Genomic DNA, 15,451 nt, shown 5'->3' on the forward strand with positions numbered 1-15,451 from the left:
TTCGTGGCTGGCCACGCCCCAAAGGCGTAAACAGCCGCCGTTCGTTGGAGGATCGAAGATGACCGAGAAAGCCCTGGCCCTTGCCGCACCCAAAGAGCTGGTCTTCGAGCCCTACGAGACCGCCCCGCTCGGACCCGACGAGGTGCGCATCGCCACGCTCCATTCGGGCATCAGCGCCGGCACCGAGCTGACCCAGTATCGCGGCACCAGCCCGTTCATGCAGCGGCAATGGGATGTCGGCATGCGGCTTTTCCGCGATGCCGAAAAGCCCAGCTGGGAGTGGCCGGTGCGCAATCTGGGCTATGAGGAAGTGGGCGAGATCGTCGAGACCGGCCGCGAGGTCACCCGCCTCCGCCCCGGCCAGCGCGTTTTCGGCACCTGGGGCCATCGCACCGCCCATGTGATGAGCGAGACCGACGCCATCGCCCGCCTCATGCCCGGAGGCGCCGATCCGCTCATCGGCATCTTCTCCCATATCGGCGCCGTGGCGCTCAATGGCGTGCATGATGCGCAGATCCGCATGGGCGATCTCGTCGTGGTCTTCGGGCTCGGCGTGCCGGGCCAGATCGTTTTGCAGGGCGCCCGCGCCTCTGGCGCCACCGTTATCGGGGTCGATCCCGTCGCCGCGCGCCGCGATCTGGCGCTGACACTCGGTGCCGATCGCGTGCTCGACCCCACCGCCGGCTCCATCGCCGAGATCGTCAAGAGCGAGACCGGCGGGCGCGGCGCCGATATCTGCATCGAGGTCTCCGGCGCCCCCCGCGCGCTGGCCGAAGCTATGCGCACCGTGGCTTATGCGAGCCGCGTCGTCGCCATGGGCTTTTTCCAGGGCGAGGCGCGAGGGCTGATGTTGGGCGAGGAATTCCACCACAACCGCATCGAGCTCGTCTCGTCCCAGATCTCGGGCGTCGCCCCCGCCATCAGCCATCGCTGGAACAAGCTCCGGCTGTGGCAGACCGCGGTCCGCCTTCAGCATGAGGGGCGCCTCAACCTGCTGCCGCTGATTTCGCACAGCGTGCCCTTTGCCGAGGCCCCTGCCCTGTTCGCGCGGCTCGATGCTGGCGAACCCGGCCTCATGCAGGCCGTGCTGGATTTCGAGGCCCGCAGATGACCACCCCCTTCGCCTTCGATCGCGAGACCCTCACCCTCGCCGGCGCCGGCATCCTGATCGAGGGTCTCGTGCCGCTGCTCGATGGCGCCGTGTTTTCCGCCACGCCGCCTTCGCTCACCGGCGCCGATTGCGTCTGGCAGCGCAGCGATGGCCTGCGTTTCGTGCTCTCGATCACCTCCGAGCAAGGCCGCACCCGGCTCGACATGCGCGTCGAGGGCTTTGCCGGAACGCTGGCCCCTTCGGCCATCGGGCTCAGGTTCACCCGCATCGCCAATGTGCAGCGCTATCTGCGCAATGGCTATATGAGCTGGGATGGCTCCTATTTCGTCGAGCCCGACGCCGTCCGCAGCCTCACTCCGCCCGATCCCACTCTGCTCGAAGCCTATGCGATGACGGCGCTGGTGCCGCGGGGACAGGCTCAAACTGCCGTTCTCGGCTTTCTCCGTCACGACCGCTTCCAGTCGCGCCTGCGCTTTTCCTTCGCCGATGGCCCGCTCGGGCTCGATATCGAAACCCTCATCGATGGCGTGCCGCATGAGGGCAAAGTCGCTGCCGAGACCCTCGTGCTCTTTGCCGGCGGCGCCGATATCGAGGCTACGCTGCGCGACTGGGCCCGGCAGGTTGCCGAGGCCTCGCCCCTGCCTCCGCGCCTCCCCGCCCGGCGCCTCACCGGCTGGTGCTCCTGGTACAATCTCTACGCCTCGCTCAGCGAGCCGGTGCTGCGCGAGCATCTCGGCGCCGCGCGCCGCTTCCGCGACGAGACCCAGACGCCCTTCGACATTTTCTTGATCGATGATGGCTTCACCCCCGAAATGGGAGACTGGCTCGATTTCAAGCCGGGGCTCGAAGGGCTGCCCCAGTTGCTCTCCGATATCGCCGCCGAAGGCTTCACCCCCGGCCTCTGGATCGCCCCCTTCATGGTGGGCAATCGCTCGAAGCTCTATCGCGAGCATCCCGACTGGGTGGTGAAAAGCCGCGCGACCGGCGCGCCGCTGGCCCCGATGACCTTTTATGGCGAGTTTCGCTGGCACAAGCGCAGCGAGGAATATTACGTCCTCGACGTCACCCATCCCGAGGCAGAAGCCTATATCCGCTCGGTCTTCCGCATCTGGGCGAAGGAGTGGGGCTGCGCCTATTTCAAGACCGATTTCATGCATTTAGGCGCCATGTATGGCCCCGAGGCGGCGCGCTGGCATCGCGACGGCCTCTCCCGCATGCAGATCTGGATGACCATGGCGCGCCTCATCCGAGAGGAGATCGGCGAAGCCCAATGGCTCCTCTGCGGATCACCCCTCTGGGCTCCGGTCGGGCTCTGTGATGCGCTGCGCATCGGGCGCGATATCGGGGTCACCTGGCACGGGCATTATTCCGCCGAATCGCTGCTGCGCGACCAGGCCAGCCGCAATTTCGCCAATGGCATTCTGTGGCAGGCCGATCCCGACTGCATCCTTTTGCGCGATCGCTTCCACCAGCTCTCCGATGCGCAGGTGCATTCGCTCGCCCGCTATGCCGGGCTTTCGGGCGGCGTGCTGATGACCAGCGACCAGCTTGACGAAGTCCCCTCGGCCCGCCGCGCGCTCCTCGCCGAGCTGGCCGACGATGGCGAACCCTTCGCCTGCGATTTCCCGGAACTGGGCCGCGCGAGCCTGCGCTACCGGCCCGGCCACGCGCCCGATGGCAGCCCGCGCGCCATCGCCGAGGGCGATCCGGTGCTGGTGCAGCGCGTCCGGGCCGGCGATGGCACGGTGCGCATCAACCTCTTCAACACCTCAGACCGGCCCACGACGCGGATTTTGTGCCAAGAAACCACAGGGCTCTCGGGCCATCTCGCCGCCACCTGCGATGGCGAGGGGCCGGCCCCGATCGCGACCGCCGAAGGCTGGCACATCGCGTTTTTGCCCTACCAGTCCCGCCTCGTTACCGTGACGGCCCGGTGAGTGCGCAACGCCCCTCCGTCAGGTCGCGATGTTGCGATTGCGCACGGGCCGCACCTGCGGGGCGGGCGGCAGCAGCGCCCTGATGTCGACAAAGGGAAAGATCGGCTCGAACCGATAGGCCTCGGCCTGTTCGGTCTCCCCGCCATTGGCCTGTGCTGCCCGGAAGCGGTTGAGGAGGCCCGTGGCCACCACGAAGCGCTCTGGATCTTGCGAAGCATGGGCGCGGATGGCGCGCGCCTTCATCTCGGCATGGGCGGTGATGTCGACATAGTGGGTCGGCGCGAACCCCACCCCGCGCAGATTGTCGGCATGGATGACCGGCGCGGTAAAGGACGCCGCGATGCCCACCGCCTCCGAAAGCGCGCGGTGGTCCCCGTGATAGTCGTTGCCCGCATGGGTCACGATGATATCGGGCAGAACCTCGCCGATCAGCCCCTTGAGCCCACCCACCAGCCCCGCATCGGGCACCAGCGCGCCATCGGGAAAATCGAGAAAGCGCGGCGCAACGCCCAGCAGCGCCGCGGCTTCGGCCGCCTCGCGCTTGCGCGTCCGGCTCATTTCGGCGGGATCGCCCGTTCCGCCCTTGGCGCCATCGGTGGCAATCGCGATCGTCACCGTCGCCCCCGCCACGGACCATGCGGAGAGCGCGCCGAACATGTAGATTTCGACGTCGTCGGGATGGGCCCCGAGCGCCAGAACCCTCAACCCACTGCCCAACGGAACCTCCTGTCGTGAACCACGGCGTCATCCTCGCATTCGTCACCTACGCCACCTTTTCGTGGGGCGATGCCATCGTCAAATCGCTTGCCGGAGGCCCGAGCGTTTTCGAGATCGGCTTTTTCACGGCCCTTGCGGCCAGCGCCGTCATCTTCTTCACCAAGCCCAAGGGCGAGCGCTGGCGGCATTTCTGGCGCATGAAGCACCCTTACGCCGTCAATTTGCGCGCCACCTGCTCGCTTCTGGCCGGGGTGCTGGGCATCTACGCCTTCACCCATATTCCGCTCGCCGAAACCTATGCGCTCATTTTCCTCGCCCCGCTTCTGACCACGCTCGCCTCGATGGTGCTGCTGGGCGAAAAGATCGGGCCCTATCGCTGGCTGGCCGTCATCACCGGGCTCTGCGGCACGGTGCTGGTGGTGCAGCCCGGCTTCAAGGCGCTGGAGCTGGGCCATGTCGCGGCGCTTGGCGTCGCGTTCCTCGGGGCCATGACGGTGATCATCCTGCGCACCGTGGCGGCGGACGAAAAGCGCACCTCGCTTCTGGGCATGATGCTGGCCTATGCGCTGGTGTTCAACTTCTTCGCCATGCTGCCCACCTTCAGCTGGCCGAGCTGGCAGGAACTCCTGACCATGCTCGCCGCCGGCGCCATCGGGTCGATCGGCCAGGTGACCCTCATCGCGGCCCTCAGGCAGGCGCCGGCCAACCAGGTCGCGCCGGTGCAATACAGCCAGATCGCCTGGGCCGTGGTCATCGGGGCGAGCTTTTACAACGAGGTTCCGAACCTCCTGGCGCTGATCGGGCTGGCGATTCTGGCAGCCTCGGGGCTCCTGACGCTGGTGCGCGAAAAGGTGCGCGACGTGCCTGTCATTGCCGACAAACCCTGATCCCGGCACGCTTTTCATCTCCATCCAGCATGGCAGCCCTGCGCTTCACGCAGGGCATTTGACTCCTATACGCGCTCGCGCTAGAATTTAAAACGTTTGCAAAGGAATAGATCTTCATCGCCAACGTTTGCGATGGAATCGGGTCGTTTGGAGGATCGATGCGCGCCAAGACGCTCAAGGAGTTGGCCAGCCGGCTCGACGTGTCGATCACGACCGTCTCGCGCGCGCTTGCCGGCCATGAGCAGATCGCCGAAAAGACCCGCGAGCGCGTCGTCAAGGCGGCGCAGGAACTGGGCTACGTGCCCAACCGCGCCGCGCGCCAGCTCGTTTCGGGGCGCTCGGGTTTCGTGTGCATGGCCCTGCCGATCCGAGGCCCCAATTTCGTCGACAGCTATTTCGGCGATTTCGTCATGGGGCTGGGCGAAGGCCTCGTCGCCGATGGCGTCGATCTCTTTCTCGCCGCCGCCCAGCCGGGTCAGACCGAGTTGCAGGTGCTGCGCCACGTCGTGGAAGCCGGCCAGGCCGACGGCATCGTCCTTACCCGTATCGGGGAGGAGGATGAGCGGGTCGCCTATCTCAAGGCGCGCGATTTCCCCTTCGTCGCCCACGGTCGGCTCAAGGCCGAAGCCACAAGCTACAGCTGGCTCGATGCCATGGTCATCGAGTTCCTCGAAAGCCAGAAAGCGACGTAAGCACTGCCATTCGGCGCGAAGGCCTCATCGCGCCGAAAGTCGGTTCCAGACGGCATAATGGGTCGAATGGAGCCGCTGGTGTCGCCGGCCGGCGCGGTAGATGACCAGCCCACGCTCGGGCATTATCGACAGGATCTGGCCGCTCTGGCCACCGAAATAGGTCAGCCCGCCGTTGAGGGTCTCGCCGGGCCGATCGAGCACATCCTGAAACATCCCGAACCCATAATGCCCCTTGGCGCGCAGGGTCGGATCGATGTCGAGCCCGAGCAGTGTGCGCCAGTCGGCGTCCGGAAGAAAGGGGTCGGCTGGCGTACCATTGGCAGCGATGAAGGTGCCGATGCGTATCCAGTCGCGCGCCGTCGCATAAAGACAGCAATAGGCTGAGACCATTTCAGTTGAGGCCGGCCGGCGCCAAAACGCGCTGGTGGCTCCGGCCGGCTGCCAGATCTCTTTGGCCAGTATGGTTTCGAGCGGCGCGCCATAGATGCGCTCCAACACCGCGCCCAGAAGCGCCGTGTTGATGTTCTGATAGGTCCAGACCTCTGGCCCTCCGTCCGACACGGAAAGCCCTGCCAGTTGGGGCATGAGCCCCTGATAATGCAGCCGGGCGAGCGGGCCCAGCGGATTGGGCAGGGTATCGGTATCCTTGATGCCCGCAGCAACGCCGAAACTGTCCCGGCCGATCTCGAACTGGATGCCGGCCCGCATCGTCAGCAAGCGGTCCAGCGTAACCTGCGAGAGGCCCGGGGCCTCGGGCAGAAACTCGCCCAGGCGTGCCTCGCGGCCGGAGATGCGCCCGTCGGCGATCGCTTTGAACACGAGCGCGGCCACGAGGCTCTTCACCATCGAGTAGGAGTTGAGCCGCGTTTCGGCGGTAACGCCATCGGCATAATGCTCGATTTCGAGCCGGCCATCGCGCGCCGCCAAAAGCGCAACCCCATCGCTGTCTTCGAAGAGCTCCAGCAGCTCTGCGCCATAGGATCCGGGGCGCACCGCGATCCGCAACCGATCCGCATCGGGCGCCCCGCCCACTTCCGCAAATGTTGAACGGCCAGACCAGATGAGGTCCGGCGCCCCCTCCAAAATCATCTGTGGCATGTAGGGCGCGTAGGCAAGAATGCCTGCCAAGCCGGCGACGAAAGCCAGAAGCACACCCGCGAGGATCCGTTTCATCGCCCTGCTCCGGTCAGATCGGGCAAAGATTCGCGCCTCACGTGCACATTGTTGCCATCAATGGGCACATTCCTGCCCGGTGTTAGGAATTCGGTTACCCTGCGCCGCCGCAATCTGTCGCAGTTCGGCACACTGAGGGCGGCCAAGGCGCCAGAAACGACCCTCTCGGAACCTACAGCCCACAGCCCTCTCGCCTCGCAACCTTCTGTATTTCTTACATTTTTAAAGATCGCTCAGATATCCCCGTTCGCTCCAACTGTCGCAGAAATCACACAGTGGGGGCAATCTCGTCGCGCCTGCTCATCCTCTGCCACAGTCGCGCGTTACCCAGCCAGTGTCCAACCAACTTGGTACGAGTGTTATGAAACATCTGATCGTTGCGGCTTCGGCCCTGTTCATTGCGTCCCCGGCCCTTGCCGCCGACCTGTCCATTCCCTACACCCCGGCTCCGGTCGTTCCGGTTGCCATGCCGGCGTCGGACTGGTCGGGCTTCTATGCCGGTATCCATGCCGGCTATGGTTGGGGTACCACGGACATCGAAGGCGCCGACTTCGACGCCTCGGGCTGGCTGGCCGGTGGCCAGATCGGTTTCCGCCAGCAGATGGACGTGTTTGTCCTCGGCCTGCAGACCGATCTGTCGGTTGCCAATCTCAGCACCGATGAAGACCTGATCGCCGGCGGCACGGCCGACTGGTATGGCTCGACCACCATCCGCGCCGGCGTTGCGGCCACGGACGCGGTGCTGGTCTATGCCCTGGGCGGTATTGCCTATGCCGGCGTCACCGCCACGGACGGCGTCGAGGACATTTCCAACACCCATCTCGGCTGGACCGCCGGTGTGGGCGCGGAAGTGGCGCTGACCGACAATGTCAGCGTGTTCGGCGAATACGCCTATTCCTCGCTGGGCAGCCAGACCTACGAGTTCGCTTCGGGCGACACCGACGTCAGCTTCGACACCCACATCGTCAAGGCCGGCCTGAACTTCAGCTTCTAAGAAGCGGTTCATCGTCAAAGAAAGAGGCCGGATCGCGTCAGCGGTCCGGCCTCTTTCATTTCAGCTACAATGCTGGGCGCGCAGCCGGCATGGACCGGGGCACCCGGCCCCGATCAGACCTCGGCGATGGTGTCGACCGCGACCTTGCCGGTGCGGCGATCTTCGGCGGTGTCGAACGAGACCTTCTGGCCTTCGTTCAGCCCGCGCAGGCCGGCGCGCTGCAGCGCGGTGGCGTGCACGAACACGTCCTTGCCGCCATTGTCCGGCTGGATGAAACCATAACCCTTCTGATCATTGTAGAATTTGACGGTGCCCGTCTGCATCGGAGGAATTCCCTGCCTAGTCGTCTCACATCTGGACCCACTACCCTCGCCTGAGAACATGGGTCCGGCCAGTCGATGATTGGAGTCTTTGAACGCGCGCCTGGCCCGATGTCGGAGGCGATACGGCCGAATGCCGCCAAATCTCGATGGCCATAAATTTACTGGCGGTCCGGCATTTTGACAAGTGGCCGGACATTGACAGGAGCGCGGATTTAACGCAATTAGGAACCATTCGCAAATAACGCCGATGGTGACGTGATGCCCTCCTGTCCCGCATGGCTCTCCGGCCTCCTCCTGGGGCTGGCAACGCTTGCGCCCCTCCCCGCACTGGCCCAGAACAAGGTGCAGGTGGTGACCACCTTCACGGTGATTGCCGACATCGCCCGCAATGTCGCGGGAGACGCCGCCGATGTCGAGGCGATCACCCGGCCGGGTGCCGAAATCCACGATTACCAGCCCACCCCGCAGGATATCGTCAAGGCGCAGCGCGCCGATCTCGTGTTGTGGAACGGGCTCAATCTCGAACGCTGGTTCGAGCGCTTCTTCGAAAATGTCCGCGACGTGCCGCAGGTGGTGGTCTCGGATGGCATCGCGCCGGTCTCGATCTCGGGCGGGCCCTATGACGGGCGCCCCAACCCGCATGCCTGGATGAGCCCGGCCAATGCGCTCATCTATGTCGAGAACATCCGCGCCGCCCTCGTGCAGTACGATCCGGCCAATGCCGCCACCTATGATGCCAATGCGGCGGCTTATTCGGAAGAGATCCGGGCCATCGACGCCCCCCTGCGCGCCCGGCTCGAAACCATCCCCGAGGCCGAGCGCTGGCTCGTTACCTCCGAGGGCGCCTTCAGCTATCTCGCCCGCGACTATGGCATGAAGGAGCTCTATCTCTGGCCCATCAATGCCGACCAGCAGGGCACGCCCCAGCAGGTGCGCGCGGTGATCGATGCGGTGCGCGCCAACGCCATCCCGGTCGTCTTTTCCGAAAGCACCGTCTCCGACGCGCCGGCGCGGCAGGTGGCGCAGGAAACCGGGGCTGCCTATGGCGGGGTGCTGTACGTGGATTCCCTTTCCACCGCCGATGGCCCCGTCCCCACCTTCCTCAGGCTGCTCGAAGTGACCGTCGACACGATCGCCAGGGGGTATGGGCGATGAGCCTTTCCCCCGACGTTCCGCACGAGGCGTGGAACCTCTCCGCCCTGCCCTCGATCGCGGTCGAAAACGTCACCGTCGCCTATCCCAATGGCACCGTGGCGCTGCGCGATGCCAGCTTCCGCATCGGCGGGGGCAGCATCTGCGGGCTGGTCGGGGTGAATGGCAGCGGCAAGTCGACGCTGTTCAAGGCCATCATGGGCTTCGTCACCCCGCGGCAGGGCAAGGTCACCATCGCCGGCAAACCCGTCGCCGAAGCGCTGCGCAACAATCTGGTTGCCTATGTCCCGCAGGCCGAGGAGGTCGACTGGAACTTCCCCGTCCTCGTCGAGGACGTGGTGATGATGGGCCGCTACGGCCATATGGGCTTTTTCCGCCTCGCCTCGGCAAAAGACCGGCAGGCCGTCGATGCCGCGCTCGAAAAGGTCGGGATGACGAGCTTTCGCAAGCGCCAGATCGGGGAATTGAGCGGGGGGCAGAAAAAGCGCGTCTTCCTCGCCCGCGCGCTGGCCCAGCAGGCGAAGATCATCCTGCTCGACGAGCCCTTTACCGGCGTCGATGTCACCACCGAACAGGCCATCATCGCGCTGATGGGCGAATTGCGGGCGGCTGGTCACCTCATGCTGGTCTCCACCCATAATCTCGGCAGCATTCCCGATTTCTGCGACCAGGTGGTGCTGGTCAACCGCACCGTCATCGCCGCCGGCCCCACCGCCAAGACCTTCACCCAGGCCAATCTCGAAAAGGCCTTTTCCGGCGTGCTCCGCCACTTCCATCTCGGGGGCACCGACCTTCACGACGATGACGATGCCCGTCGCGTCACCGTGCTCACCGACGACGAGCGGCCGGTGGTGTTTTACGGCGAGGCCGGGCGCAACGGCGCTGCGACGGACAAGACCGGGGGCGAGGGCAGATGATCGAGCTCCTCGCCCCTTTTTCTTATGACTACATGGTCAAGGCCATCTGGGTCAGCGCGCTTGTGGGTGCGCTCTGCGCCTTCCTCTCGGCCTATCTCATGCTCAAGGGCTGGTCGCTCGTGGGCGATGCCTTGGGCCATGCCGTGGTTCCCGGGGTGGCAGGGGCCTATATGCTCGGCCTGCCCTATTCCATCGGCGCGTTCTTTTCGGGCCTTCTCGCCGCGCTCGCCATGGTCATCGTGCGCCAGCGCTCGCGGCTGAGGGAAGACGCCATCATCGGCATCGTCTTCACGAGCTTTTTCGCGCTCGGGCTGTTCATGGTCTCGCTCAACCCCGTCTCCGTGAACATCCAGAGCATCGTGCTCGGCAACATCCTCGCCATCAGCGACGACGACGTGCTCCAGATCGTCATCATCTCGGCCGTCACCTTCGCCGTCCTCGGCGCGAAGTGGAAGGACATGATGCTGGTGTTCTTCGACGAGAGCCATGCGCGCAGCGTCGGCATCGATCCGCGCCTGATGCAGGTGGTGTTCTTCACCCTCCTCGCCGCCGCCACCGTTGCCGCGCTCCAGACCGTCGGGGCCATCCTCGTCATCGCCATGGTGGTGACGCCGGGGGCTACGGCCTATCTCCTCACCGACCGATTCGGGGTGCTGCTCATCCTCTCGATCGCGCTCGGCGCGCTCACCGCCGCCATCGGCGCCTATCTGTCGTTCTTTCTCGATGGCGCGACGGGCGGGGTCATCGTCACCCTCCAGACGCTGATCTTCCTCCTCGCCTTCCTCTTTGCCCCCAAGCATGGACGGCTGGCCGCGCGCCGCCGCGCCGCCAGCACGGGAGACGCCGCATGAGCGCCATCATCGACTTCTTCGCCCTGCCCCTCTCCTTCCCCTTCATGCAGCGCGCGCTGATGGTGGCGGTGATGGTGGGCGCCGTTTCGGCTGTGCTCTCGAGCTATCTCGTGCTCAAGGGCTGGTCGCTGATGGGCGATGCCATCTCGCATGCCGTGCTGCCGGGCATCGTTCTGGCCTTCGTGGTCGGCCTGCCGCTCTCGGTCGGCGCGTTCGCCGCCGGGCTCTTTTCGGCCATCGCCACGGGCTATCTCAAGGCCAACAGCCGGGTGAAGGAAGATACCGTCATGGGCATCGTCTTTTCCGGCATGTTCGCGGTCGGGCTCGTGCTCTTCACCCGCATCGAGACCGACCAGCACCTCACCCATGTGCTCTTTGGCAACATGCTGGGCCTGACCCAGGCTGACCTCATCGAAACCGCGCTCATCACCGGCTTTGCGCTCATCGTCGTGCTCGCCAAGGGTCGCGACCTGCTGCTCTATTGCTTTGATCCCCAGCACGCCCGCGCCATCGGCCTGCCGGTTTCACTTCTGCATTACGGGCTCCTGGCGCTTCTGGCGCTCACCATCGTCGCCGCGCTGAAGGCCGTCGGCATCATCCTCGTGGTGGCGATGCTGGTTGCGCCCGGCGCCACCGGCTTCCTCCTCACGGGGCGCTTTCGCACCATGGTGATGATCGCGGTGGCGGTTGCGGTGGGGTCGAGCGTTTTCGGCACGCTGCTAAGCTTCCACATCGATGCGGCCACCGGCCCCACCATCGTGCTGATCCAGACCGGTGTCTTCCTCTTGGCGCTGCTGTTCTCGCCGCGCGGCGGGCTCTTGAGGCGACCGGCCCTCACACCTTCGGATCGACCGGCACCGTGACCGGGCGGGCCAGCTGGCGCTCGCGCAGCCAGATATAGAGCCCGCTCGCGATCACGATGGGTGCGCCGAGATAGATGGTGACGTCGGGCGGCTGGCCAAACACCAGCCAGCTCAGCAGCGACATCGGGAAGATGTGAAAGTAAGAGAACGGCGCCAGCGTCGAGGCCGGCGCGAACCGGTGCGCGATGGTGAAGATCTGGTGCCCGATCAGCGCCACGACCCCGATCGCAAAGAACGCCAGCCAGACGCTGGGCTCCGATGGCCAGACCCAGCCGCCCAGCACGAAGGGCATGATGCAGAGGCTCGCGACCAGCGCGGCGTAGAACTGCTGGGTCGAAACCCCGTCCACCCCCGCCAGCTTGCGGGTAAGGATCTGGTAGAAGGCGGTCGAGAGCGCCGCACCCAGCACGAGGATCGAGGCGGGATGGAACGCTTCGGTGCCCGGCTGCACGATGATCATCACGCCCCCGAGCCCCACGAGAATGGCCAGCCAGCGCCGCCAGCCCACCGTCTCGCCCAGAAGCGGCACCGAGAGCGCGCAGAGCATCAGCGGCATGGTGAACTGGATCGCCGAGGTCACCGCCAGCGGCAGATAGGCGACCGCGAAGAAATTAAGGATCGTCGCGCCCATCAGCGCCAGCCCGCGCATCACCTGGATCACCGGCCTGCGCGTCACCAGCAGGGCGGTGCCGGCGCTCGGAAACACCATGGCCGAGATGATGATCAGCTGCGCTGCATAGCGGATGAACGCCACCTGCAGGCTCGGAATGCCGGCCAGCACCATCCATTTGGCGCAGGTGTCGATCAGCGAGAAAAAGCTGAAGGCGAGAATGACGAGGCCGATGCCGAGGAGAACGCGTTCCTGGCGCGGAGCAATGATGGCGGACATGAAAGCCGTTCGAAATCGGCCGCAGGCGGAAGGTCGCGGCCCGTAGGCCCCGACCGTTGCGTCAACCCCGCTGTCCTGTCAACCGCCGAGGCTGCATGGGTGCCATTGGGCCGGGGCTATTTCAGCCACGCCTCGTAGTCCGACACCAGCAGGTGCAGCGGCTCCTCGTCTTCCTCGATCCCCCCGAAGCGGGCAATGCGCGGGTCTTCGAACACGTTGTCGGTGCGGTCGTCATTGACGGTCGAGACCTCGCCGATGAACACATCCCCGCCCTCGCCCCAGAAGGCGTGCCAGTGCTCGTTGGGCATCAGCGTCACGCTCTCGCCGGGCAGAAGCTTGAGATGGGCGCCGGGCGGTAGCTCGCGGCGGATGCCGTCGGTATAGACCACCGTGCCCTTGTTTCGATCGCACTGCCCGTCCGTATCCCCGAACAGCTCGATCACCAGCGTGCCGCCACCGCGATTGATGATGTCCTCTGCCTTGAGGTTGTGCCGGTGCATCGGGGAATACTGGTTCTCGCGCGAGATCATCGCCTTTTCGGCATAGAGCATGCCCCGGCCCTTATCGAGATCGGCGGCATTACCGTTGCGCACGGTAAAGAGAAACAGCCCCGTCTTGTCGAACTCACCCAGGCCGTAATCGGAAATATCCCAGCCCAGATTGGCCTTTATGATCATCTGCGCGTCGTCCTTGCGGGCGCGGAATTCGGCCGGGCTCCAATAGGCAAAGGGCGGCAGCACATAGCCGAAGGAGCGGATGAAGGCGTCGCTTTCGCGCATGATCTGGTTGACGCGGCTGCGCTTGATCGAGGGCTGGCTCATCTGGGTCTCCGGGCGGCGCGGGTTTGATCCCTGCTCTCTAGCGCCCCGCCCGCCGGTGCGAAAGCCTAATCCTCCTGCTGCCCATCGCCCGAGCCGCCGGCAAGGAACCCGCCCGATTGCCGGGCCCAGAGGCTGGCATAGGTGCCATTACGCTCGAGCAGCTGGGCATGGGTCCCCTCCTCGACGACCCGGCCCTTGTCGAGCACGATCAGCCGGTCCATCGCCGCGATGGTCGAGAGCCGGTGCGCAATCGCGATCACCGTCTTGCCCTGCATCAGCTGGTCGAGCTGGCCCTGGATCGCCGCCTCCACCTCGCTGTCGAGGGCCGAAGTCGCCTCGTCGAGCACGAGGATCGGCGCGTTCTTCAAGAGCACGCGGGCGATCGCCACGCGCTGGCGCTGCCCGCCCGAGAGCTTGACCCCGCGCTCGCCCACATGCGCCTCATAGCCGGTACGGCCCTTGAAGTCCGAAAGCCTGGCGATGAACTCGTCGGCTTCGGCCATCTCGGCGGCAGCCGCCACCTCCTCGTCCGTGGCATCGGGGCGCCCATAGGCAATGTTGGCGCGCACCGAGCGATGCAGCAGCGAGGTGTCCTGCGTCACAACGCCGATAGCCGCGCGCAGGGATTCCTGCGTCACCCCGGCGATATCCTGCCCGTCGATGGTGATGCGCCCGCGCTCGACATCGTAAAAGCGCAGCAAGAGCGAGACGATGGTCGATTTGCCCGCCCCCGAGCGCCCCACCAGCCCCACCCGCTCGCCGGGGCGGATTGTGAGGTTGAGGTCCTCGATCACCCCCGAACCCTTGCCGTAATGGAATGACACGCCTTCGAACGCGATACCGCCCTCGCTCACCGCCAGCGCTTTGGCATCGGAGGCATCGACCAGCTTCAAGGGCTGGCCCACGAGATCGGCCGAATTCTGCGCCGTGCCGAAATTGCGCATCAGCCCGTTGAGCTGGGTCATCATGCGGCCCAAGAGCGTATAGAGCCGCAGCACGAGCCCGAGCGTAAAGGCCACCCCGCCCACGGTGATCAGCGCCTCGGTCCAGAGATGGATGGCGAGCACGGCGATGGTGGTGATCATCACCCCCGAAAGCAGTGCCATGGCGACGCGCACCGCCGTCACCATCGCCGTCATGCGCGAGACGGCGGCGAGGAAGCGCTCGAAGCCGTTCTTCACATAGCGGTTGTCCTCGTCGGCGGTGCCGAAGAGCTTCAATGTCTGGATGTTGGAATAGCTGTCGACGATCCGCCCGGCCAGCGCCGACCCGGCCTCGGCCGTTGCCGCCGAGAACTTGCGCATGCGCGGCACGAAATAGCGCGCGAGCACGGCAAAGATCACGATCCACACCGCCACCACCAGCCCCAGCCGCCAGTCGAGCTGGGCCACGAGCACGATGGTGGTGAGCGTATAGATGGCGATGAACCACACCACCTGGATCAGCGAGACGAGGAAATCGCCCACCGCACCGCCGCTCTGCGACACCTTGGTGGCCACCGAACCGGCGAAGTCGTTCTGGAAGAACGACAGGCTCTGGCGCGATACATGCACATAAGATTGCCAGCGCACCATGTTGTAGAAGCCGACATTGACCGTCTGCTCCTCGATCAGCGCCGACGCCCAGGTCACCACCAGCCTGATGCCCAGCACCACCACCAGCATGAAGGCCAGCTCGGGCCCATGGGCGGCGATCAGCCCGTCCCAGCCATCGGCCTGATTTGAGGCATCGAGCAGGTCCACCAGCCGCCCGACGAAATAGAACAGCGCCGCCTCGACCAGCGCCACCGCACCGCCCAGCAGCAGCATCACGAAGAAAGGCAGCTTGGCCTGGCGCAGGAAATGCCAGAAGAATTTCAGCGCATCGGCCGGCGGCTGCGGATTTTCCGGCGTCCTGAAGGGATTGATCCAGCCCTCGAACAGGGCATTGAGGCGGTCGATGGGGGACATAGGGCAAACCTGGCGGAGGGGTGGCAAGTCTAGACCGATTCCCGCCGCGTGCAGCCACAAACACCCTGTCTGCAGACGGCGCCGGTCGCCTCCTGCCGGACGACGACGATGCTGCCCGAACAGGCGCCGGAGCCCGAAGGTTCCAGCGCCATTCTGCCGTCAACGCAGGCTTGAA

The 15,451-nt window shown here is 65.4% G+C and carries 15 protein-coding genes; 9 read left to right on the plus strand and 6 right to left on the minus strand.

The window, feature by feature from the left end:
* Positions 1-58: 58 nt before the first annotated feature.
* Positions 59-1,111 (plus strand): zinc-binding dehydrogenase, encoded by a 1,053-nt coding sequence (locus tag BT183_RS14840; protein ID WP_072344972.1) that lies wholly within the window; start codon positions 59-61, stop codon positions 1,109-1,111.
* Positions 1,108-3,048: a glycoside hydrolase family 36 protein gene (locus BT183_RS14845; protein WP_072344975.1), complete on the plus strand. Its 1,941-nt coding sequence runs from the start codon at positions 1,108-1,110 to the stop codon at positions 3,046-3,048. The genes BT183_RS14840 and BT183_RS14845 overlap by 4 nt, the downstream gene beginning before the upstream one ends.
* 18 nt (positions 3,049-3,066) lie before the next feature.
* Here BT183_RS14845 and BT183_RS14850 read toward each other — a convergent pair whose 3' ends face one another.
* Positions 3,067-3,753, minus strand: a complete 687-nt coding sequence (locus tag BT183_RS14850) for a PIG-L deacetylase family protein (protein ID WP_072344978.1) — start codon at positions 3,751-3,753, stop codon at positions 3,067-3,069.
* A gap of 26 nt (positions 3,754-3,779) precedes the next feature.
* Between BT183_RS14850 and BT183_RS14855 the strand changes: the two genes are divergently transcribed.
* Positions 3,780-4,652 (plus strand): DMT family transporter, encoded by an 873-nt coding sequence (locus BT183_RS14855; protein ID WP_072344980.1) that lies wholly within the window; start codon positions 3,780-3,782, stop codon positions 4,650-4,652.
* A 158-nt stretch (positions 4,653-4,810) separates the two neighbouring features.
* Complete coding sequence (locus BT183_RS14860; protein ID WP_072344983.1) at positions 4,811-5,344, plus strand: LacI family DNA-binding transcriptional regulator; 534 nt, start codon at positions 4,811-4,813, stop codon at positions 5,342-5,344.
* A gap of 24 nt (positions 5,345-5,368) precedes the next feature.
* Here BT183_RS14860 and BT183_RS14865 read toward each other — a convergent pair whose 3' ends face one another.
* On the minus strand, positions 5,369-6,517 hold the full coding sequence (locus tag BT183_RS14865) for a serine hydrolase domain-containing protein (RefSeq protein WP_072344985.1): 1,149 nt from the start codon (positions 6,515-6,517) through the stop codon (positions 5,369-5,371).
* 361 nt (positions 6,518-6,878) lie between these two features.
* Between BT183_RS14865 and BT183_RS14870 the strand changes: the two genes are divergently transcribed.
* The gene (locus BT183_RS14870; protein WP_072344988.1) at positions 6,879-7,511 is read left to right on the plus strand and encodes an outer membrane protein; all 633 of its coding nucleotides are present in this window, start codon (positions 6,879-6,881) and stop codon (positions 7,509-7,511) included.
* A gap of 113 nt (positions 7,512-7,624) precedes the next feature.
* Here the strand turns inward: BT183_RS14870 and BT183_RS14875 are convergent, their stop codons facing one another.
* A complete protein-coding gene (locus BT183_RS14875; RefSeq protein ID WP_072344991.1) occupies positions 7,625-7,834 on the minus strand; it encodes a cold-shock protein in 210 nt (69 codons plus the stop codon).
* Between the two features lie 258 nt (positions 7,835-8,092).
* Here BT183_RS14875 and BT183_RS14880 point away from each other — a divergent pair, with 258 nt between their 5' ends.
* The 4 genes from BT183_RS14880 to BT183_RS14895 are packed head-to-tail and all read left to right on the plus strand — an operon-like array spanning position 8,093 to position 11,617.
* Positions 8,093-8,989: a metal ABC transporter substrate-binding protein gene (locus BT183_RS14880; protein WP_072344993.1), complete on the plus strand. Its 897-nt coding sequence runs from the start codon at positions 8,093-8,095 to the stop codon at positions 8,987-8,989.
* The gene (locus tag BT183_RS14885; protein WP_072344996.1) at positions 8,986-9,903 is read left to right on the plus strand and encodes a manganese/iron ABC transporter ATP-binding protein; all 918 of its coding nucleotides are present in this window, start codon (positions 8,986-8,988) and stop codon (positions 9,901-9,903) included. The genes BT183_RS14880 and BT183_RS14885 overlap by 4 nt, the downstream gene beginning before the upstream one ends.
* Positions 9,900-10,754, plus strand: coding sequence for a metal ABC transporter permease (locus tag BT183_RS14890; RefSeq protein WP_072344999.1), 855 nt, complete (start codon positions 9,900-9,902; stop codon positions 10,752-10,754). The genes BT183_RS14885 and BT183_RS14890 overlap by 4 nt, the downstream gene beginning before the upstream one ends.
* Positions 10,751-11,617: a metal ABC transporter permease gene (locus tag BT183_RS14895; protein WP_072345001.1), complete on the plus strand. Its 867-nt coding sequence runs from the start codon at positions 10,751-10,753 to the stop codon at positions 11,615-11,617. The genes BT183_RS14890 and BT183_RS14895 overlap by 4 nt, the downstream gene beginning before the upstream one ends.
* On the opposite strand, the gene BT183_RS14900 is transcribed toward BT183_RS14895, so the two are convergent.
* The 3 genes from BT183_RS14900 to BT183_RS14910 form a co-directional block, all read right to left on the minus strand.
* Entirely contained in the window at positions 11,589-12,506 is a 918-nt protein-coding gene (locus BT183_RS14900) for a DMT family transporter (RefSeq protein ID WP_072345004.1), read from the minus strand. The two genes, BT183_RS14895 and BT183_RS14900, sit on opposite strands and share 29 nt — an antisense overlap.
* Before the next feature lie 116 nt (positions 12,507-12,622).
* Entirely contained in the window at positions 12,623-13,312 is a 690-nt protein-coding gene (locus BT183_RS14905) for a D-lyxose/D-mannose family sugar isomerase (RefSeq protein WP_072346225.1), read from the minus strand.
* A gap of 80 nt (positions 13,313-13,392) precedes the next feature.
* The gene (locus BT183_RS14910; protein WP_072345006.1) at positions 13,393-15,276 is read right to left on the minus strand and encodes an ABC transporter ATP-binding protein; all 1,884 of its coding nucleotides are present in this window, start codon (positions 15,274-15,276) and stop codon (positions 13,393-13,395) included.
* Positions 15,277-15,451 lie beyond the last annotated feature (175 nt).

Source organism: Devosia enhydra (genome assembly GCF_900119845.1).
Lineage (GTDB): Bacteria > Pseudomonadota > Alphaproteobacteria > Rhizobiales > Devosiaceae > FPKU01.